The sequence below is a fragment of the Achromobacter kerstersii genome, assembly GCF_902859595.1.
In the GTDB taxonomy this organism is placed as follows: domain Bacteria; phylum Pseudomonadota; class Gammaproteobacteria; order Burkholderiales; family Burkholderiaceae_B; genus Achromobacter; species Achromobacter kerstersii.
This window is the reverse complement of sequence record NZ_CADIJQ010000005.1, coordinates 333,732-352,189: the sequence shown is the minus strand read 5'-3', so window position 1 is coordinate 352,189 and position 18,458 is coordinate 333,732. Positions and strand designations below refer to the sequence as shown.

General features: G+C 65.1%; 20 protein-coding genes. 3 read left to right on the top strand and 17 right to left on the bottom strand.

Annotated features, from left to right (window positions below; translation table 11 throughout):
• Positions 1-148: 148 nt before the first annotated feature.
• The 7 genes from HV765_RS17435 to HV765_RS17405 are packed head-to-tail and all read right to left on the bottom strand — an operon-like array spanning position 149 to position 6,969.
• Positions 149-1,219 (bottom strand): ABC transporter substrate-binding protein, encoded by a 1,071-nt coding sequence (locus HV765_RS17435; RefSeq protein ID WP_054420919.1) that lies wholly within the window; start codon positions 1,217-1,219, stop codon positions 149-151.
• On the bottom strand, positions 1,216-2,385 hold the full coding sequence (locus HV765_RS17430) for an NAD(P)/FAD-dependent oxidoreductase (protein WP_175170456.1): 1,170 nt from the start codon (positions 2,383-2,385) through the stop codon (positions 1,216-1,218). The genes HV765_RS17435 and HV765_RS17430 overlap by 4 nt, the downstream gene beginning before the upstream one ends.
• The gene (locus tag HV765_RS17425; protein ID WP_054420917.1) at positions 2,382-3,767 is read right to left on the bottom strand and encodes an FAD/NAD(P)-dependent oxidoreductase; all 1,386 of its coding nucleotides are present in this window, start codon (positions 3,765-3,767) and stop codon (positions 2,382-2,384) included. The genes HV765_RS17430 and HV765_RS17425 overlap by 4 nt, the downstream gene beginning before the upstream one ends.
• Positions 3,764-4,105: a (2Fe-2S)-binding protein gene (locus HV765_RS17420; protein ID WP_054420916.1), complete on the bottom strand. Its 342-nt coding sequence runs from the start codon at positions 4,103-4,105 to the stop codon at positions 3,764-3,766. Before HV765_RS17420 ends, HV765_RS17425 begins: the two co-directional genes overlap by 4 nt.
• Before the next feature lie 37 nt (positions 4,106-4,142).
• Positions 4,143-4,937, bottom strand: a complete 795-nt coding sequence (locus HV765_RS17415; RefSeq protein WP_054420915.1) for an ABC transporter permease — start codon at positions 4,935-4,937, stop codon at positions 4,143-4,145.
• 18 nt (positions 4,938-4,955) lie between these two features.
• A complete protein-coding gene (locus HV765_RS17410; RefSeq protein ID WP_054421372.1) occupies positions 4,956-5,837 on the bottom strand; it encodes an ABC transporter permease in 882 nt (293 codons plus the stop codon).
• A 1-nt stretch (position 5,838) separates the two neighbouring features.
• Positions 5,839-6,969, bottom strand: a complete 1,131-nt coding sequence (locus HV765_RS17405) for an ABC transporter ATP-binding protein (protein WP_175170455.1) — start codon at positions 6,967-6,969, stop codon at positions 5,839-5,841.
• A gap of 192 nt (positions 6,970-7,161) precedes the next feature.
• Between HV765_RS17405 and HV765_RS17400 the strand changes: the two genes are divergently transcribed.
• Entirely contained in the window at positions 7,162-8,004 is an 843-nt protein-coding gene (locus HV765_RS17400) for an IclR family transcriptional regulator (protein ID WP_175170454.1), read from the top strand.
• 55 nt (positions 8,005-8,059) lie between these two features.
• Here the strand turns inward: HV765_RS17400 and HV765_RS17395 are convergent, their stop codons facing one another.
• Together HV765_RS17395 and HV765_RS17390 are read right to left on the bottom strand one after the other, a co-directional pair.
• Entirely contained in the window at positions 8,060-9,223 is a 1,164-nt protein-coding gene (locus HV765_RS17395; protein WP_054420912.1) for an alpha-hydroxy acid oxidase, read from the bottom strand.
• A 210-nt stretch (positions 9,224-9,433) separates the two neighbouring features.
• Positions 9,434-10,330 carry a phytanoyl-CoA dioxygenase family protein gene (locus tag HV765_RS17390; protein ID WP_175170453.1) on the bottom strand — a complete coding sequence of 299 codons (897 nt, stop codon included), beginning with the start codon at positions 10,328-10,330 and terminating at the stop codon, positions 9,434-9,436.
• A 161-nt stretch (positions 10,331-10,491) separates the two neighbouring features.
• Here HV765_RS17390 and HV765_RS17385 point away from each other — a divergent pair, with 161 nt between their 5' ends.
• Positions 10,492-10,800 carry an acylphosphatase gene (locus HV765_RS17385; RefSeq protein WP_054420910.1) on the top strand — a complete coding sequence of 103 codons (309 nt, stop codon included), beginning with the start codon at positions 10,492-10,494 and terminating at the stop codon, positions 10,798-10,800.
• Between the two features lie 84 nt (positions 10,801-10,884).
• Here HV765_RS17385 and HV765_RS17380 read toward each other — a convergent pair whose 3' ends face one another.
• The 6 genes from HV765_RS17380 to HV765_RS17355 form a co-directional block, all read right to left on the bottom strand.
• Positions 10,885-11,793 carry an EamA family transporter gene (locus tag HV765_RS17380; protein ID WP_054420909.1) on the bottom strand — a complete coding sequence of 303 codons (909 nt, stop codon included), beginning with the start codon at positions 11,791-11,793 and terminating at the stop codon, positions 10,885-10,887.
• A gap of 41 nt (positions 11,794-11,834) precedes the next feature.
• Positions 11,835-12,893: a threonine aldolase family protein gene (locus HV765_RS17375; protein WP_175170452.1), complete on the bottom strand. Its 1,059-nt coding sequence runs from the start codon at positions 12,891-12,893 to the stop codon at positions 11,835-11,837.
• Positions 12,894-12,898: 5 nt separating this feature from the next.
• A complete protein-coding gene (locus tag HV765_RS17370) occupies positions 12,899-13,633 on the bottom strand; it encodes an amino acid ABC transporter ATP-binding protein (protein ID WP_175170517.1) in 735 nt (244 codons plus the stop codon).
• A 33-nt stretch (positions 13,634-13,666) separates the two neighbouring features.
• A complete protein-coding gene (locus HV765_RS17365; RefSeq protein WP_054420907.1) occupies positions 13,667-14,356 on the bottom strand; it encodes an amino acid ABC transporter permease in 690 nt (229 codons plus the stop codon).
• Positions 14,357-14,365: 9 nt separating this feature from the next.
• The gene (locus HV765_RS17360) at positions 14,366-15,115 is read right to left on the bottom strand and encodes an amino acid ABC transporter permease (RefSeq protein WP_054420906.1); all 750 of its coding nucleotides are present in this window, start codon (positions 15,113-15,115) and stop codon (positions 14,366-14,368) included.
• A gap of 86 nt (positions 15,116-15,201) precedes the next feature.
• Entirely contained in the window at positions 15,202-16,113 is a 912-nt protein-coding gene (locus HV765_RS17355; protein ID WP_175170451.1) for an amino acid ABC transporter substrate-binding protein, read from the bottom strand.
• A 171-nt stretch (positions 16,114-16,284) separates the two neighbouring features.
• On the opposite strand from HV765_RS17355, the gene HV765_RS17350 reads away from it, so the two are divergent.
• Positions 16,285-17,217: a LysR substrate-binding domain-containing protein gene (locus HV765_RS17350; protein WP_175170450.1), complete on the top strand. Its 933-nt coding sequence runs from the start codon at positions 16,285-16,287 to the stop codon at positions 17,215-17,217.
• Between the two features lie 60 nt (positions 17,218-17,277).
• Here HV765_RS17350 and HV765_RS17345 read toward each other — a convergent pair whose 3' ends face one another.
• A complete protein-coding gene (locus tag HV765_RS17345; protein WP_175170449.1) occupies positions 17,278-17,946 on the bottom strand; it encodes a flavin reductase family protein in 669 nt (222 codons plus the stop codon).
• Between the two features lie 18 nt (positions 17,947-17,964).
• Positions 17,965-18,453 carry a VOC family protein gene (locus HV765_RS17340; protein WP_175170448.1) on the bottom strand — a complete coding sequence of 163 codons (489 nt, stop codon included), beginning with the start codon at positions 18,451-18,453 and terminating at the stop codon, positions 17,965-17,967.
• Positions 18,454-18,458: the final 5 nt, after the last annotated feature.

The window sequence follows — 18,458 nt, the reverse complement described above, 5'->3', positions numbered from 1 at the left end:
GGTGTTGCGTGGTGCGTGTTGCGTGTTGCGTGCTGCGCGGTGTGCGGTGTGCGGTGTGCGGTGCGCGCCTGCGGCTTGTCCACAGGCGGCGCGCCGCAAGATCTTAGCAACGTTTTCGTTGTCACCGTGCCAGATCTTGACCCGTTGTTTAACGTTCCACTGTGCGGTTCCAGCGGGCGTTGAAGGCGGGGCGTGCGGTGTTGATCTGGTCCCAGTCCAGGATCTTGGCGTTTTCCATGTAGCCCTGGAAGCGCTTGAGGGATTCGGCGTTGTCGGCGGGGGCCTTTACGTTTTTGTTCGACGGGAAGTGGCCGCCCATTTCCAGCGCCTTGGCTTGCGCGCTGGCCGACAGCAGGTACAGCGCCAGTTTCTGCGACAGCTCGGGTTCGCTGTTTTTGGCGATGACGCATTCACCCACCATCAGGATCACCGAGCCTTCTTTAGGCTGTGCGTATTCCACGGGGATGTCGCGCTTTTTCAAGCGGGCGATGGCGGTGGGGGTCAGCGGGAAGATGGCGGCTTCGTTGGACTGGATCATCTCGGCCAGCTTGGCCGAGTTGGGGATGTATTCCAGCACGTTGGGGCCGATGGTGTCGGGCCATTTCTTGAAGCCGGGTTCGTAGTTCTTGTCGTCGCCGCCCTGGATGCGATTGAACATCAGGAAGCCGTGCAGGCCGAAGGTGCTGCCGGATGCCGACTGGAATACGACTTTGCCCTTGTACTTGGGGTCGGCCAGATCCATCCATGACGTGGGCGGCGCCCAGCCTTTGTCGGCGAACATCTTGGTGTTGTAGCCCAGGCCCGTCATGCCGATGTCGATACCGGCGGCCATGCGGTCCTTCATCACGGCGGTGGGGTAGAGCTCTTTCAGGACGGGGTCGTCGTTCAACTGTTCGCACAGGCCCATTGAAATCGCGCGCGCCATGATGCCGTCGTCCAGGAACATGACGTGCATCTGCGGCTTGTCTTTGTAGGCTTGCGCCTTGGCCAGCACGTCGGTGGACGTGCCTGGCACCACAACGATTTTCACGTTGTTGGCCTTTTCGAAGTCCGGGAACACGTACTGCGTGAAGGCGCGTTCCATGTCGCCGCCGTTCATGCCGACGTACAACGTCTTCTGCTGCGCCATGGCGCCCGCAGACAGCAACGTCATCATCGCCGCGCCCAGCAGCCACTTCCCCTTGCTCAGGCGCGATGCGCCCTGTTTCTTATCCATCATGGTGACTCCAGCGTTTGCTCACGAACACTCTCAGGCCGAGCCGCGGCGCCGTGAGCGGCCACCGCGTATCGTTCAATGCGGAAGGCATCGATAGGAATGGAGGACTGGCCGCGCACGACCAATTCGGACAGCACTTCGCCCACGGCGGGGCCGATCTGAAAGCCCGCGCCCGACAGGCCGAAGGCGTGGAACAGGCCTGGCACGGTGGAGCTGGGGCCCAGCACCGGATTGTGGTCGGGCATATTGCCTTCCACGCCGGTCCAGAAACGGATGACCTGGGCGCCGCGCAGCACAGGCAGCAGCTTCGTGGCGTTGGCCATCAGCGTGCCCAGGCCGGCGCGGCCGGGCCTTGCGAAGTCGGGGTCTGACGACACGCCGCGTCCGCCGCCGATGACGCAGTTGCCGCGCGCAACCTGGCGGGCATAGATGCCGCCGCCTTGTATGCCCAAGCTGACGCTCATGAACACGGGCAGCGGTTCGGTCACCATCATCAGCGGGTGGATGGAGGTCTCGGGTACCGGCTCGCCGAAGCTTTCAGCGAATCGTCCCGCCCAGGCGCCCGCGCAATTGAGCAGGAAGCGCGAACGCACTTCGATATCGCCGGCGCGCACGATGAAGTGCGAGCCGTCGTGTTCGGCGGAGGTAACGCGCGCGCCCTCGCGCACATCAGCGCCCAATGCGCGCGCTGCCCGGCCGAACGCAGGGGACACCAGGCGCGGGTTGGCGTGGCCGTCTTCGGGGCAGAACGAACCGCCAGCGACGTCCTGGCCCAGCCAGCCGAAGCGTTGCGCAAGCGCACGGCGGTCCAGCATTTCCAGGTGCATGCCAAAGCCGCGTGTGCGTTCACGGTATGCCTCCAGCAGCGCCATGTCGGCTTCCGAGGCGGCCAGTTTCAGATGGCCGGAACGCACGTATTCGCCATCGATGCCGATCAGCGATGGCAGCTGGTCCCATAGCTCATGTGCGCGGCGAGTCAGCGGCATCTGTTCCAGCCCGCGGCCCTGGCGGCGCACGCCGCCGTAGTTCACGCCGCTTGCGCGCGCGCCACACAGCGCGGCTTCCAGCAGCACCACGGGTACGCCTAGCCGGCGCAGGAACAAGGCGGCGCTGCCGCCGACAATGCCGCCGCCGATGATGGCCACTTCGGTATCAATGCGCTGCATCATGCCGACACCTTCTCTTGCCGTTCCAGGCACACCACGCGCACCGGCACGGGTTTGACGGGCGGCTGGTTGCGCAAGCGGCCAACGTCGGCGGGGGATCGGCCGCAAGCGTGCGCCAGCACTTCCGCTGCCGCGGCGCCGCACATGCGGCCCTGGCAGCGTCCCATGCCGACGCGCGTCAATGCTTTGACGCGATTCAGTTCCTGCGCATCCGTGTCGCGCACGGCTTGGCGCAGCGTGCCGGCGGTGACTTCTTCGCAGCGGCACAGCACGGTGTCGTCCGCAATGCTGGCCGCCCAATCTTCGGGGAAGGGGAACGCGAGTTCCAGCGCGGTGCGCACACGGCTGTTGGCGGCGAGCCGTGCTTCGAGCACCCGCGCACGCGCGGCGTCGTGCGAATGGCCTGTGTCTTCCAGCAAGGCCAGCGCGGCGCGTTCGCCGGCCAGTTCGGCGGCATCCGCGCCGCCGATGGCCGCGCCGTCGCCCGCCACGTAAACGCCCGGCACGCTGCTGCGTCCGGCGGCATCGCGCCGTGGCGTCCAGTTGCGGTCGCGGGCATTGAATTCGAACGCGCAGCCGACCAGGCTGGCCAGCTGCGTTTCGGATCGCAAGGCCAGGCCATAGGCCACGGCGTCGCAATCAATGGTGTGCAGGCGCGCGCCCTGGCGATAGCTCAGCCCCGTCACGCGCGCGTCGCCCTGCACGGCCACCGGCCGCACGCCCGAACGCAGCGGCACGCCGTGTGCGCGCAGCCACGCCATGTAGTACAGGCCCTTGGCCAGCAGACCGGGTGCGCGCATGAGGCCCGGCAAGGCCGCCAGCCGATCCGTGAAGCGCGAGGTATCCAGCACCGCCGCCACCTGTGCGCCGGCCTTGGCGTATTGATACGCCACCAGATACAGCAACGGCCCCGTGCCCATGAAGACCACGCGCGAACCGATGGCGCAGCCCTGGAACTTCAGCGCCACCTGCGACCCGCCCAAGGTGTAGACGCCGGGCGTTAGCCAGCCGGGAAAGGGCAGCACGCGATCCGTCGCGCCCGTGGCCAGGATCAGGTGCGTGTACGGCACGGCCGTGCTGACGCCATCCTGCAAGACGTCCAGCGTCTTGCCTTCCACGTTCCACACCAGGCTGCCGGGGCGGTAGTCCACATGCGGCAATATGTCGGCCATGGTGCGGTGCACGGCATCGGCCTTGCGGTGTTCAAACCCGTAGAGTTCGGATTTCGCGCGTTGGAATCCGGGTGGAGGCTGGCGGTAGATCTGGCCACCGGCGCGTGGGGCTTCGTCCAGAATGACGGGGCGCAGGCCTTGCGCCACCAGCGCTTGCGCGGCGCGCACGCCAGCGGGGCCGGCGCCCACGATCACAGGCATCATCATGCTCATGCTGCGTCGTCCTCCGGCCATGCTGCGGCCGATAACGAACCCGGCACGGCGGCAGGCGCAAGCGGCGTGCTTTGCAGGCGCATGCCGGGTTCGATGAAGGTGGAACAGGCGCGCACGCGCGAGCCGTCTTCCAGCTGCATCCAGCAGTCTTGGCAGGCGCCCATCATGCAGAAGCCCGCGCGCGGGCCGCCGCCGAATTCAGACTGGCGCACGCGGTCGGCTTGGGTCAGCACGGCGGTCAGCACGGTGTCGCCAGCCAAGGCGCGGCAGGCTTGCCCGTCAAGCGTGAAGGTCACCGCAGGCCGGCCCGTTTCGGCCAGGCGTTTCAGAATTGCCATGATGCCGGCGCCTCTCTTTTTGCAAATGGCGGGGTGATCATTTCTGGCCCACCAGAACGCGGTCCAGTCCGTAGACACGGTCCAGCAGCAGCATGGTGACGGCGGTCAGGCCGATGACCAGGGCGGACACGGCGGCCATCATCGGGTCGATGGATTCAGTGGCGTACATGTACATGCGCACGGGCAGCGTGATGGTGGACGGCGCGGTGATGAACACCGACATCGTCAGCTCGTCAAAGCTGTTGATGAACGCCAGCAGCCAGCCGCCCGACACGCCGGGAATGATCAGCGGCAGCGTCACCTGAAAGAACACGGTGGCGCGGCTGGCGCCGAGCGACAGCGCGGCGTGTTCGATGGAGCGGTCAAAGCCAACCAGCGCGCCTATCACCAGCCGCATCACATACGGCGTGATGACGACCACGTGCGCGGCGACCAGCCACGGGAAACTTCCCGCCATGCCCATCAGCGCAAAGAAGCGCAGCAGCGCCACGCCCAGCACCAGATGCGGGATCATCAGCGGCGACAGGAACAAACCGTTCAACACGTCGCGGCCCGGAAAGCGGTAACGCGTGATGGCGATGGCCGCTGGCACCGCCAGGCACACCGCGATCGTGGCCGACAGAAACGCCAGCCACAGGCTGTTCTGAAAGGCCTGCATGAAGTTGGGGTGGTCGAACACGGCGCGGAACCAGCGCAGCGAAAAGCTCGTTGTCGGCACCGTCAATGTGGTGTCGGGCGTGAACGCCACGAGGCACACGATGACCAGCGGCGCCAGCACGAACGCCACCACCAGGAAGTTGAACGCCAGCGCGAAAGGACCGTTCTTCTGCATGTTGAATTCCTTTGCGGGCTAGCCGAGGCTGCGGCGGTAAGAGCGTTCAACAACGCGGTTGTACGCCATCATGATGATCACGTTGACCACCAGCAGCACGATCGCGATGGCCGCGCCCAGCGGCCAGTTGAGCTCGGTCAGGAATTCGTCGTACACGACGGTGGCCACCATCTTCAGACGGCGTCCGCCCAACAGCGCGGGAATGGCGAACGAGCTGGCCGACAAGCCGAACACGATCAGGCTGCCCGACAAGATGCCCGGCATCGCCTGCGGCAGCACGATGCGCGTCAGCGTCTGAAAGCGCGAGGCATTCAGCGACAGCGCGGCGTGTTCAACAGTGGGGTCGAGCTTTTGCAGCGAGGTCCAAACCGGAATCACCATGAAGGGCAGCATCACGTGCACCAGGCCGATGATGACGGCGGTGGGCGTGTAAAGCAGCGGCCCCATCCCCAACGCCGCAGCAGCTTTGCCAATGGCGCCGCCCGGGCCCAGCAGCATGCTCCAGCCAAAGGCGCGCACCACCAGCGAGATCAACAACGGCGACAGCACGACCAGCAGGAAGATGGAGCGCCAGGGCTTGCCCATGCGCGACAGGATGTAGGCTTCGGGTGCGCCGATCAGCACGCAGATCAGCGTGGTGACGCCCGCGATCCAGAACGTGCGCCAGAAGATTTCCAGGAAGTAGCTGTCGGTGACCACCGCCAGATAGTGTTCGAACGTATGGCCCGGCAAAATGCCCGCGCTGTAGTCGAAGGGGCGGAACGACAGCACGAAGGTCAACGCCAGCGGCGTCAGCACCAGCGTCAAAAAAACAATGGCCAGCGGCAGCGAACCCAGGATGGCGAGCGTGCCGTCGTTGCGCGGCTTGGGGCCGGCGGCGGCTTGAGTCAGTGTCGCCATGTCAGGCCCCGTGAACGTCTTGCGCGGCATGGGCGCCATGTGCGCCATGGACGTTTTGCGCAGGGCTGACGTCTGGCGCGCCCGGCGCGCGCAGCACGCGCAACACGCCTTCTGCCCAGTCCAGGCCGATGGTTTCGCCATCGTCGTGCGGGCGGCGGCCGTCGTTGGGCGTCAGGATGGTCAGCGTCCCCACAGGCGAATCCAGGTCGTACATCCACTGGCTGCCCAGGAAGTAGCGCGTGTTGACCACACAGGCCAGCTTGCCCTGGCCAGCCGGCACGGGCACGAGCTTTTCGGGGCGCAGCGACAGCTGCACGGTGTCGCCATGGCGCAGGCCTTCGCCATCCACCACGACACGCAGCGCGCCGGTTTCGATTTCGGCCTGCGCACCGCAACGCGTGACGCGGCCCGGCAGCAGATTGGTCTTGCCCACAAAGCGCGAGATGAATTCGGTTTGCGGATGTTCGTACATGCGAAACGGCGCATCGACCTGAGTGGCGCGGCCATCCTGCATGACCACGACGCGGTCGCTGATGGACAGCGCTTCGGCCTGGTCATGCGTGACCATGACGGTGGTGGTGCCGATCTTCTTCTGAATGCTGCGCAGCTCGAACTGCATGTCTTCGCGCAGCTTGGCGTCCAGGTTGGACAGCGGCTCGTCCAGCAGCAGCACGGGCGGGCGGATGACCAGCGCGCGCGACAGCGCCACGCGTTGGCGCTGACCGCCGGAGAGTTCACGCGGAAAGCGGTCGGCGTGCTTGTCCAGCTTCACCAGCGCCAGCGCTTCCCGTACGCGCTCCTGGCGTTCCGCGCGGTCCACCTTGCGCATCTTCAGCCCGAAGGCCACGTTGTCGGCAACCGTCAGGTGCGGAAACAGCGCATAGCTCTGGAACACGATGCCCAGCCCGCGCGTGTTGGGCTTGGCGTGGGTGATGTCGCGCCCATCCAGCGTGATGGTGCCGCGGGTGACGTCGGCAAAGCCGGCAATCATCTGCAAGGTGGTGGTCTTGCCGCAACCGGATGGCCCCAGCAGCGAGACAAACTCCCCTTGTTCCACTGTCAGGCTCAGATCGGAAACGACGCGCAGGTCGCCGTAGTTCTTGGAGACGTTGTCCAGCCGCAGAAATGACATTTTCCAAACCCCGTCGCCCGGTGCGGGCGTTGCGCCGCGCGTAGCGGCTTATTGATGGGGCAGTCTAGGATTTGCCAAAAGCCGGGGTCAATTAGGGTTTTCCGAAGAATCGAATTTTTTAACTATTAATTCCATCTAGCTGAATTTCCTGATAAAAATACACCCAGTAATTTTGATTATCGGAACCAAAGAATGAAGAAATCAGAAACAGCAGAAGATTCCGGTGGCCAGGGCGTGTTGCAGCGGGCCTTTGCCGTGCTGCGCGTGCTGGCTGACGCGAAAGGAGAAAAGCTGCGCCTGACCGATATCGCTGCGCGCACCGGCCAGGCGCAAGCCACGGTGCACCGCGTGCTGCAAGGGCTGATGCAGGAAGGCGTGGTCGAGCAGCCCGCGCAAAGCAAGGGCTACCAGTTGAGCGTGGCGTTCTTCTCGCTGGCGGCGGCGGCCGGCACCCACCAGTCGAGCCTGCGTTCGTTGTACCGGCCGGCCATGCTGCGTTTGTCAGGCATGTTGAACGACACGATTTTTCTGCTGGTGCGCAGCGGTTTCGATGCTGTCTGCGTGGACCGCGTAGACGGCGCGTTTCCCGTGCGTTCGCATACGGGCGACATTGGCGGGCGGGTGCCGCTGGGCATGGGCCAGGGCGGCCTGGTGCTGTTGGCGAGCCTGCCGGAAGCCGAGCGCGAAGAAGTGATCCGCTTCAACATTCCGCGGCTGCATCATCTGGGTTTTGTGGACGAGATCTCGATGCGCGTGCGCATCAAGGAATGCCAGGAACTGCAATACGCGCGCAGCCAGGGGCAGGGCGTGTTCCCGAATATCGCGGGGCTGGCGGTACCGGTGTATGACCCCAACGGCGTAACAGTGGCGGCGCTAAGCGTCGCCGCCCCCATCGAACGCATCAACGATGAGCGCCTGCCGTTGATCGTGGAAATGCTGCGCCGTGAGGCCGATGCGGTTGGTGCGCAGATCAACCCGTTTGATCCGGCGTTGCGGCGGCCCAGTCAGTATCTGGGCGCGGGCAACGGGAGGTAATTGGGGGGATGGCGGTTGAGGGGCGGCAACGTGTCACGTTCGCCGCCCTGACCGATCAGTTCGGATACGTGCCCGGCAGCAAAATGCTGCGGTCGCCCGGCTCGATCGAGCGGCGGCCGCACAGGGCCATCGTCGTGTCCATTTCCTTGTAGAGCAGCTCCAGCGCGCGGGTTACGCCCGCCTGGCCGTAGGCGCCCAGGCCGTACAGGAAAGCGCGGCCGATCATCGTGCCGCGCGCGCCCAGCGCCACGGCCTTCAGGATGTCTTGGCCGGAACGGATGCCGCCGTCCATCCAGACTTCGATCTTCGAGCCCACCGCATCGGCAATCGACGGCAGCGCGGCAATCGACGACATGGCGCCGTCCAGCTGACGCCCGCCGTGGTTGCTGACGATGAGCGCATCCGCGCCGCTATTGGCGGCCAGCTGCGCGTCTTCCACATCCAGGATGCCCTTGATGATGAGCTTGCCGCCCCAGCGCTGCTTGATCCATTCCACGTCGTCCCAGCTCAAGCGCGGGTCGAACTGTTCGGCCGTCCAGGCCGACAGCGACGACAGGTCGCTCACGCCCTTGGCGTGGCCGACGATGTTGCCGAAGGTGCGGCGCTTGGTGCCCAGCATGCCCATGCACCAGCGCGGCTTGGTCGCCAGGTTGATCAGGTTGCGGATGGTGGGCTTGGGCGGGGTCGACAGGCCGTTCTTGATGTCTTTGTGGCGTTGGCCCAGGATCTGCAAGTCCAGCGTCAACACCAGCGCGGTGCAGCCAGCAGCCTTGGCGCGGTCGATCAGGTTGGCCACGAATTCGCGGTCGCGCATCACGTAGAGCTGGAACCAGAACGGCTTCTTCGTGGCTTCGGCCACGTCTTCCAGCGAGCAGATGCTCATCGTCGACAGCGTGAACGGCACGCCGAAATCCGCCGCAGCCTTGGCCGCCAGGATCTCGCCATCCGCATGCTGCATGCCGGTCAGACCCGTGGGCGAAATCGCCAGCGGCATCACCACGTCATGCCCCACCATGGTGGTGCGCAACGACCGGCCTTCCATGTTCACCGCCACGCGCTGACGCAGCTTGATCTTCTGAAAATCGCTTTCATTGGCGCGGTACGTGCCTTCCGTCCAGGCGCCGGAATCGGCGTAGTCGTAGAACATGCGCGGCACGCGCTTTTGCGCAACGGCGCGCAAATCTTCGATGCAGGTGATCGTAGAAAGGTTAGCGGTCATGGGAGGTCTGAGGAGTGATAGAGGTGCGCCAGCTGCGTTTCGTATTTTTAGAATCTGGAGCCGCCGGCTGCGGGCGGCTGTGCCGCAACGCCTGGGTGACAGACCCTGCGGCGCCGCCCAGTATACGCGCCGAGGCCGGCAAGCGCTGCTTGCCGGCCCCGTTCGCCCCCCCCTCTCTGACCGGGGCTCTGCGGCCCCGGTCCACCCAAGCTATCGCGGCCAGACCTTGCTGACCGCGCGGATCGTCGCCCACGCCACCCAGCGCGGGCTGGTCAGCCGCGCGCCCGGCAAACGGCGCATCACATCCACCGCCAGGCCGCCGCGCTTGTGCCATTGCTTTTTGCGGGTCTGGCTATCGGTCCAGCGGCCCTCCAGCCATGGGAATTCGCGGCGGCCCGGCTTGTAGACCGGTGGCGTGTTGTAGATCAGGATGTACGCCAGCCGCGGCGACGGCGACGTGTTCGGCCCCGTGAAGTGCAGCGTGCGGGCGTCGTGCACGGTGATGCCGCCCGGGTCCAGCGGTTCGACCACCGCCTGGTCGCGCGCGAAATCGCCGCAGCATTCCAGCGGATGCAGGGTCTTGTCGCCGCCAGGCGAACGATGCTCCAGCACGTCCCACTTGTTGGACCCGGGGATGAACTGCATGCAGCCGTTTTCAACGGTAGCCGGTTGCAGCGCCAGCCAGATGCTCAGCTCGTTGTAGACAAAGTCGGGCGAACGGAACGCCTCGTCCTGGTGCCACGGCGTCTCGGGGCCGAACGGGCCGGGCTTGAGCAGGGCGTGTTCGCCATACAGCGCCGCCTCTTCGCCCAGCAATTGGCGAGCCAGGTCCAGCGTGCGCTCGTGATAGGCCGTCTTCAACAGACCGGGGGCATAATGACGCGGATCGTGCAGGCTGGGAAACTTGGCCGGCTTGGACGGATCATCCCGGCTGACAAAGTCGTACTGTGCGCCCTCGTTGTAGCCGGTCTTGTTCGCAAACAGGTCCAGCAACGTCCGCCGGATGTATCCCACTTCATCCTGCGGGCACATGTCCTTCAGGGCCAGGTACCCCTGATCCCTGTAGCGCGCTGTCTCAGCTTCCGACAACAAACTGGTCTCTTCCATAATGGCTTCTCCAAGCTCTAGTAGCGGGTGTTCCCGTTGGCACGTTTTGACATGAGCTCTAACGTATCGCTTCGGTGCCATCCGGGCCTATAGACCATCCGCCGTAGCCATTACCGCCTACGCACATCGCGCCGGGCGGCGCATCATCCGAAGGAAAATTCATGCAAGACCCTCAGCAAGCTCCGCAATCCGACACCCATTTCGAAACTGTCCTCGTCAGCATCAGCGGCACCGTGCAAGGCGTGGGATATCGCCACGCCACGGTCAGGCGCGCTCACATGCTGGGGGTGACGGGTTGGGTGCAGAATCTGCTGGACGGCACGGTCGAGGCCCTGGTGCAGGGCACGCCCGACCAGGTGGATCACATGCTGGAATGGTTGCGGCGCGGCCCGCCGGGCGCATCGGTCACGGAAATCACGACGCGCCGGGAGTACACCGACAAGCGTTACATTCGCTTCGAGCAGGTGTAGGCGGATGGGCCGCCCTCGGCAGGACGGTGTAATCCCATCAGCCGAGAGCAGGGCGCGGCAGCAAAGCTGCCGCTACGGCAACGGTCAGCGGCTGCGCAGCCAGCGCCCGCCCACCTGATTGACGACCAGGCCCGCCAACACGCAGGCAGCGCCCACCCATTGCAAGGGCTGCAAGCTTTCGCCAAACGCCGCCGACGCCGCCCACAGGCCCACGACGGGCACCAGCAACGAGAACGGCGCGATCTTCGCCGCAGGGTGGCGGGTCAGTAACTGGGTCCACAAGGTGTAGGCCAAGAGCGTCGCCAGCACCGCCAGGTACAGCACCGACAGCGCCTCGCCCCAGCCCATACCCGTCACCATGCCTACCACCGGCTCCCAGCCGTCGATCAGCACGGCCAGCAGCAGGAACGGCAGAACCGGTGCGGCGCTGCTCCAGGCGATGAAGGCGAAGGGGTCGTAGCCGGGCGCCTTGCGGCTGGCCAGCCGGACGATCAGGTTGGACACCGCCCACATGAACGCGCCGCCAAGTGTCAGCACAAAGCCCAGCATCGTCATCTGGCCAGGGCCTTCGCCGCGTCCGCCGGCAATCACCGCCAGCCCCAACGCGGCCACGCCCAGCCCGATCCAATGATGGCGGCGCGCCCGCTCGCCCAGCACAGGCGCAGCCAATAGCAACGTGAAGAACGCCTGCGTCTGGATCACCAGCGAGGCCATGCCAGCCGGCATGCCGAACTTCAACGCGGTGAACAGCAGGCCGAATTGGCCCAGCCCCTGCACCAGCCCGTAGGCGGCGATCCAGTGCCACGGCAGCTGTGGCCGCCGCACAAACAGGATCAGGGGGAAGGCCGCCAGCGCGAACCGGAGTGCGCCCAGCATCATGGGGGACAAGCCCCGCATGCCGACCTTCATGACAACAAAATTCAGGCCCCAGATGACCACCACCGCCAAGGCGCAGAAATAGTCTTTACGGGTGAGAGGGGTAGTCGTGGACATCCGGCATTATCGCATCGCCGGCCCCTGCCGGCGGCGATAACTCAACGCTTTTTCAGTACCGTGGCGAAGGCTTGCACCGCGGTATCGATGTCTTCATCGTCGATGTGCCGATGGGTCACGCAGCGCAGCCGCGTGCGCCCCCACGGACGGGTCAACAAGCCTTCCGCTTGCAACGCCGCCACCCACTGGGCGTTCGTCATGCCGGTGTTAGCGGTCTCGACCTGCACGATGTTGGTCTGCGGCACAGTTGCCGACAGCGCAGGCGCCAAGCCATTGATGCCGTCGCTCAAGCGGCGCGCGCGCACGTGGTCTTCGACGAGCCGGTCGGTCATCGTCTGCACGCCTTCCAAGCCGGCCGCCGCCATGATGCCGGACTGGCGCTGCGTGCCGCCCAGCATGCGGCGCAAGGTGCGCGTGCGGGCGATTACCGTCTTGCTGCCCGCCAGCACCGCACCCACCGGCGCGCTCAGGCCCTTGGACAGGCACAGCGACACCGTGTCGGCGTACTGCGTGATCTCAACGGCCGGCACGCCCAGCGCCACCGCGGCGTTGAACAGGCGCGCGCCGTCCAGGTGCACGGGGATGCCCGCCGCGTTCGCCATGCCGTACACGGCCTGCATATGATCCAGCGGCAAGACCGCGCCCCCGGCGTTGTTGTGCGACGTTTCCATCGCCACCAGCGACGTCTTCAAACGGTGGCCGCCGGACAAGAGCGCTTCGTCCAGCCGGTTCAGGTCCATCGCGCCATCGGTGCCGGACACGCCCTGGTAGAACAGGCCCGTAAAGGTCGCAGCGCCGCGTTCCGACGTGTACATGTGGGCGGACGATTCCAGCACCACCTGTTCGTTGCGCTGCGTTTGCGCCAGCACGGCCAGCAGGTTGGCCATGGTGCAGCTGGGCACGAACAGCCCCGCTTCCTTGCCCAGGCGGGCCGCCACATGGGCTTCCAGCGCGCGTACGGAAGGGTCGCCATCCAGCCCGTCGTCGCCAATGGGCGCGGTGCGCATGCGCTCGTACATGGCCGCGGTGGGATGGGTGACCGTGTCGCTGCGCAGGTCGACAGGGCTGGTCGGGTGGTCGGCGGGAGTCCGCTGGGTCATGGCGTTCAATGCTGCAAAATTTTGGAAAGAAATTGGCGCGTGCGCGGAGCACGTTCCTCTACATTGCCGAAGAACGCGTCTTTGTCGCAGTCTTCAACAATCTTGCCGCCGTCCATGAAGATCACACGGTCGGCGACGCGGCGGGCGAATCCCATTTCATGGGTCACCACCATCATCGTCATGCCCTCGCGGGCAAGGTCGGTCATGACGTCCAGCACCTCGTTGACCATCTCGGGGTCCAGCGCAGACGTCGGTTCGTCAAACAGCATCACCACCGGGTCCATCGACAGCGCGCGCGCAATGGCCACGCGCTGCTGTTGGCCGCCCGACAATTCGCCGGGATGCTTGTCCTTGTGCGCCGACAGGCCCACGCGTTCCAGCAGCGCCAGCGCACGCGTGCGCGCCTCGTCCTTGCTGCGGCGCAGCACCTTGACCTGACCCAGGCACAGGTTCTCGGTCACGGACAGATGCGGGAATAGCTCGAAGTGCTGGAACACCATGCCGGCCACCGCACGCAGCTTGGGCAGATTGGTGCGGGGGTCGCCCACCGAAATGCCGTTGACCACGATGTCGCCCTGTTGAAAGGGTTCCAGCGCGTTCACGGTCTTGATCAGCGTGGACTTGCCGGACCCGGACGGCCCGCACACCACCACGACCTCGCCTTTGCCGACGGTCGTCGTGCATTCATCCAGCACCTGAAAGGCGCCGTACCACTTGCTGACCTGCTTGATCTCGATCATCGGAGGCGTCGAAGAAAATTGCATCGTTAAACCCTATCGCAGCACACGGGTGCGCTTTTCCAGCAGTTTGACCAGGCGGGACGCCGTGAAGCAGATCACGAAATACACCACCGCCACAAAGAGGTAGAGCTCCACCAGCCGGCCATCGCGCTGGCCGATCTTGGAGGCCGCGCCCAGGAAGTCCGTCAGTGACAGCACGTAGACCAACGAGGTGTCCTGGAACAGGATGATCACGCGCGTCAGCAGCGCGGGCACCATGTTGCGAAACGCCTGCGGCAAGATCACGTAGCGCATGCCTTGCCACGGGCTCAGGCCAATCGCCATGCTGGCCGACACCTGCCCGCGCGCAATCGACTGGATGCCGGCGCGCATGATTTCGCAGAAGTACGCGGCCTCGAACATCGTGAAGGTGATGACCGCTGAATTGAACGCCCCCACGCGCAAGGGCGTAGGCGACCCCACCACCCAGGCCGCAATGTACGGCACCAGGAAGTAGAACCAGAAGATCACCAGCAACAGCGGAATCGACCGCATCACGTTCACATAAATGCCCGCCGGCACCGACAGGATCTTGAAGCGCGACAAGCGCATCATCGCAAGCAGCGTGCCCAGCGCCAGGCCCATTACAGCGGCCAGCACCGTCAGCGTCAGCGTGAACGTCATGCCCGTCTGGAACAGATAGGGCAGGGCGGTCCAGATCACATCGAAATCGAATTTACCCACGGCGTTCCCCTAGCGGCTCTTGCCGGCTGAACCGATCAGCCCGGGAACAGCGACATGGCGTTCAAGCAGGCGCATACCCAGCACGACGATGCCGTTGAGGATCAGGTAAATCACCGTCGCGGCGGAGAACGCCTCGAAGATGTGGAAGCTAAATTCCTGCATGGAGCGCGCCTGGCCGGTCAGTTCCAGCAGGCCGATCGTCAGCGCCACCGAGGAATACTTGATGGTGCCCATGAATTCGGAAGTCAACGGCGGCAGCACGATGCGAAACGCTTCGGGCAGGATGATGTAGCGATACACCTGCACCTCGGTCAGCCCCAGCGCGGTGCCCGCCTGGAACTGGCCGCGCGGCAAGGACTGGATGCCGGCGCGCAATTGTTCGGCCACGCGGGCCGATCCATAAAACCCCAGGCACAGCACGGCAGGCACGAACTGCCCCCACGGCTGCGGCATCTGCTTCATCGCCAGACCCCAGGCATGCGGCAGCAGCTCGGGCAGCACGAAGTACCACAGGAACATCTGCACCAGCAGCGGAATGTTGCGGAAGATCTCGACGTAGGTCGCGCCAACGACGTTCATCAGCCGGGACTGCGCCGTGCGCATCACGCCCAGCCACGACCCCAGCAGCAAAGAGAAGACCCACGCGGTCAGCGCCAGCGCCAGCGTCCAGCCCACGCCGATCAGGAGCGTCTGCAGGAAGGTGTGCACGCCGTCTGGCGACATCTCCAGGAAGACGCCCCAACTCCAGTTGTAATTCATGCCTGTGCCTTAGATGGCGGCGCCGGCCCCGGCGCCTTGCCCCAAAACCGCCGCGGGACGCACTGGGCGTCCCGCGGACTACCTGCTTACTCGTATACCTTGGGGTCACCCGAATCGGTCGGGTTCGCCAGCGCGCGCTTGAGCGCGTCGCTCATCGGATACTTCAGGTTGATCTGCTTCGGGGGAATCGGCGAATTGAAGTACTTGTCGTAGATGGCGGCGACCTTGCCGGTCTTGATCAGGTCCACCACGGCGTCGTCCACCACCTTCTTGAAGGCGGGGTCGTCCTTGGGTTCCATGATGCCGTAGGGGGCCATTTCCAGGCCCTTCTTGCCGATCACGAATGCGTCCGGGTTCTTCGACGAGGCCACGGCGCCGTAGGCGATACCGTCATCGTTGGCCGAACCGGCGGCACGGCCCGATTCCACCATCAGGATGGTCTCGGCGGTATCCTTCGTCGGTGCCATCGTGATGCCCAGGTTGCCCTTGGCGTTCAGGCCCGAGATCAGGCGGAACGTCTGGCCACCGGCTTGGGCGGCGATGGTCTTGCCGCGAAACGATTCCAGGTTGTTGGGATCAACGCCGCCGTCCTTGCGCGCCACCAGCACCACTTGCGCCACGAAGGTCGTGGGCGCGAACGACACCAGCTTGTGGCGGTCCAGGTTATTGGTGGTGTTGCCGCATTCCAGGTCGATCGTGCCGTTGGCCAGCAGCGGGATGCGCGTGGCCGAGGTCGTCGGGTTGTAGCGCACTTCCAGCTTGGGCAGCTTCAGCGCGGCCTTCACGTACTGGGCGACTTCCTGGCAGATCTCGACCGTGTACCCGACCGGCTTCTGGTTGCCGTCAAGGTAGGCGAAGGGGACGGACGTCTCGGGGTGGCCGATGGTGATCACGCCCGTTTCGCGGATCTTGTCCAGGCGGCTGGGGCCTTCGGCGTGGGCGGTGGCGGCGCTGCCCAGCAAGGTGGCGGCAACCGAGATCGCGGCAAATGCTTTCATCTGAATCCCTTGGCGCCGTGCGTGCGGCGCGTGTTTGTAATGTCGATCAGCGGCGCCAGATTTTTTGGCGGCCGCCGCGTCCCGCGATGAGCCCCGCGGCTGGCAAAAAGTATCAACTAGCAGTATGGTTTTATCCAGTTCCAATCAGGTATTCCTCTATACGGATTTGATATGGCCATTCCACGGATGGGCTTAAGACACATCGAGGCCTTCCGAGCCGTCATGATGACCGGCTCGATGACGGCCGCCGCGCGGCGCGTGCATACCTCGCAGCCGCACGTTAGCCGCTTAATTGCGCAATTGGAAGCCATCACCCAGTTTCCCTTGTTCGATCGCAATGGCAGCCGCCTGAGCCCCACACAGGACGGCTCGCGCTTCTTCCAAGAGGTTGAAAAGACCTTCATCGGCCTGGCCGGCCTGGAGTCGGCCGCAGCCAGCATCCGCTCGTTCAGCGCCAGCCGCCTGAGCGTGGCCGCCATGCCCCGGTTGGCAGGCGGCATCCTGGCGCGCATCGTCGCGGCCTTCAAGACTGAGTACCCGGACGTGATGGTCTCCATCCACTCGGGCAACGCCAGCGCGGTGCATAACTGGATCAGCTCGGGCTTCTGCGACACGGGGCTGGCCATGCTGTCGGGCGACAGCCCCGGCATTCAGGTCGAGCCGGTGTTGACGATGAGCTGCGTGGCGGTGCTGCCCAAAGGGCACCGCCTGACCAAACTGAAAAAGCTGAAGCCCGCTGACTTCGCCGGCGAACCGTTCATCGCCTTTCCCAGCGCCACGCCGCTGCGCGAAAAGATCGACGCCGTCTTCAAGGCGGCAAAGGTCGAACGTCAGACAGTGGCCGAAGCCGGGCTGGGTTCATCGGTGTGCGCGCTGGTGGGCGCCGGGCTGGGCGTGGCGCTGATCAACCCGCTGGCGGCGCGCGAGGAGTACGAGGCCAACGGCGTCGAAGTCCGCCCCTTCAGCCCGTCGGTGCCGGTGACGGTGGCGCTCCTGTACCCGCCGTATCACACGCGCACCCGGCTGGTCAGCGTGTTCTCGCGCTACGCGCATCAGCTGATGAATGAAGAGATGGCGGATCTGAAGGCGCGGGCGCCGCGGTAACGCACAAGCGCCCGGCCAGAAAGGCGGCATGCGCGATGAACGGCGCCGCGTCCCCGCCTGCTATATGAAAGACTGCTCAAGATAGCCCGCCGCTTCGCCAGACTGCTTCAGGGCTTCCCACTGCGCCAGGTTCAGCTGCGGCATCTGAAAGGCGGGCTGCGGGCGGCTGTACCAGCCGGGGTTATGCAGACGGGCCAGCAGGTCCATCTTCGGGCCATCCAGGTACAGATGGTCGCGGTCGGCCACCAGCGCATCCTGCACATGCATGGCCACCACGTCGGCCACCACCAGGCTGCGGCCGTCGATGCGCAGCAGTTCATGCACCCGGCACTCGAACGCAACAGGCGACTGCATTACCCGTGGCACGCCGATACGCTCGGAAGGGGACAACACCAGACCGGCCTCGGCCGATTCGTCGACGCCTGCCGGGAAATCCACCGCCGTCACATTCATTCTGGCCGCTAGCCGGGTCGACACCAGATTGACGGTGAACTCGCCACGCTCGGCGATATTGCGGGCGGTGTCCTTGGGTGCGCCGTCACGCATCCCGATACCCACGCAGATCAGCGGCGGGTCACCCGACATCAGGTTGAAGAACGAGAAGGGCGCCACGTTCGTCGCCCCCCGCGCGTCGCGCGACACGATCCACGCGATGGGACGCGGCACGATCGCTGCGGTCAGCAGCTTGTAGCGGGCAGGGCCCGCCAGCGCATTCAGATCAATGAACATGACTGATCCCCAGGGCCATCAGTCTTGCGGGGCGGTTTGGGCCGGCGCCGCGCCCTCGGCGGCCTTCGCATCGGCAAACAGGCGGTCACTGCGCTTGCAGCGGCACCGGCCAATCTGATGCAGCTCGATCAAGTTGCCCACCGGATCGCGCAGGAACAGCTGCATCAGTTCGGGCGCCGCCACATTGTCCAACTTCCAGTAGTCCACCGCTTGACGCTGGAGTTCGGCTTCGGCCGCAGCAATGTCCCGCACCGCCAGCGCCACATGGTTTTCCACAGGGTCGCGGCCCGGCCCTTGGGAATAGGGCGAGGGGCCGTCGCTGCCCAGCAGATGGATCTGACAGTCATTGCCCATGTCCAGGAAGTACCCGGCAATGCCCGGGATTTCCCAGCGGCCCTTGTCGGTGTCCAAGCCCAGCACGTCTCCATAGAACGCACCCATCGCCGCCACCTTCGCAAGCGGCATGCGCACCGCGTGATGATGCAGTTCCAGAACGTCTAATGCCATGTGTG

Excerpts from the sequence above, each read along its gene's own strand:
- HV765_RS17435 (WP_054420919.1), bottom strand. The coding sequence starts at position 1,219 with ATGATGGATAAGAAACAGGGCGCATCGCGCCTGAGCAAGGGGAAGTGG.
- HV765_RS17430 (WP_175170456.1), bottom strand. The coding sequence starts at position 2,385 with ATGATGCAGCGCATTGATACCGAAGTGGCCATCATCGGCGGCGGCATT.
- HV765_RS17425 (WP_054420917.1), bottom strand. The coding sequence starts at position 3,767 with ATGAGCATGATGATGCCTGTGATCGTGGGCGCCGGCCCCGCTGGCGTG.
- HV765_RS17420 (WP_054420916.1), bottom strand. The coding sequence starts at position 4,105 with ATGGCAATTCTGAAACGCCTGGCCGAAACGGGCCGGCCTGCGGTGACC.
- HV765_RS17415 (WP_054420915.1), bottom strand. The coding sequence starts at position 4,937 with ATGCAGAAGAACGGTCCTTTCGCGCTGGCGTTCAACTTCCTGGTGGTG.
- HV765_RS17410 (WP_054421372.1), bottom strand. The coding sequence starts at position 5,837 with ATGGCGACACTGACTCAAGCCGCCGCCGGCCCCAAGCCGCGCAACGAC.
- HV765_RS17405 (WP_175170455.1), bottom strand. The coding sequence starts at position 6,969 with ATGTCATTTCTGCGGCTGGACAACGTCTCCAAGAACTACGGCGACCTG.
- HV765_RS17400 (WP_175170454.1), top strand. The coding sequence starts at position 7,162 with ATGAAGAAATCAGAAACAGCAGAAGATTCCGGTGGCCAGGGCGTGTTG.
- HV765_RS17395 (WP_054420912.1), bottom strand. The coding sequence starts at position 9,223 with ATGACCGCTAACCTTTCTACGATCACCTGCATCGAAGATTTGCGCGCC.
- HV765_RS17390 (WP_175170453.1), bottom strand. The coding sequence starts at position 10,330 with ATGGAAGAGACCAGTTTGTTGTCGGAAGCTGAGACAGCGCGCTACAGG.
- HV765_RS17385 (WP_054420910.1), top strand. The coding sequence starts at position 10,492 with ATGCAAGACCCTCAGCAAGCTCCGCAATCCGACACCCATTTCGAAACT.
- HV765_RS17380 (WP_054420909.1), bottom strand. The coding sequence starts at position 11,793 with ATGTCCACGACTACCCCTCTCACCCGTAAAGACTATTTCTGCGCCTTG.
- HV765_RS17375 (WP_175170452.1), bottom strand. The coding sequence starts at position 12,893 with ATGACCCAGCGGACTCCCGCCGACCACCCGACCAGCCCTGTCGACCTG.
- HV765_RS17370 (WP_175170517.1), bottom strand. The coding sequence starts at position 13,633 with ATGATCGAGATCAAGCAGGTCAGCAAGTGGTACGGCGCCTTTCAGGTG.
- HV765_RS17360 (WP_054420906.1), bottom strand. The coding sequence starts at position 15,115 with ATGAATTACAACTGGAGTTGGGGCGTCTTCCTGGAGATGTCGCCAGAC.
- HV765_RS17355 (WP_175170451.1), bottom strand. The coding sequence starts at position 16,113 with ATGAAAGCATTTGCCGCGATCTCGGTTGCCGCCACCTTGCTGGGCAGC.
- HV765_RS17350 (WP_175170450.1), top strand. The coding sequence starts at position 16,285 with ATGGCCATTCCACGGATGGGCTTAAGACACATCGAGGCCTTCCGAGCC.
- HV765_RS17345 (WP_175170449.1), bottom strand. The coding sequence starts at position 17,946 with ATGTTCATTGATCTGAATGCGCTGGCGGGCCCTGCCCGCTACAAGCTG.
- HV765_RS17340 (WP_175170448.1), bottom strand. The coding sequence starts at position 18,453 with ATGGCATTAGACGTTCTGGAACTGCATCATCACGCGGTGCGCATGCCG.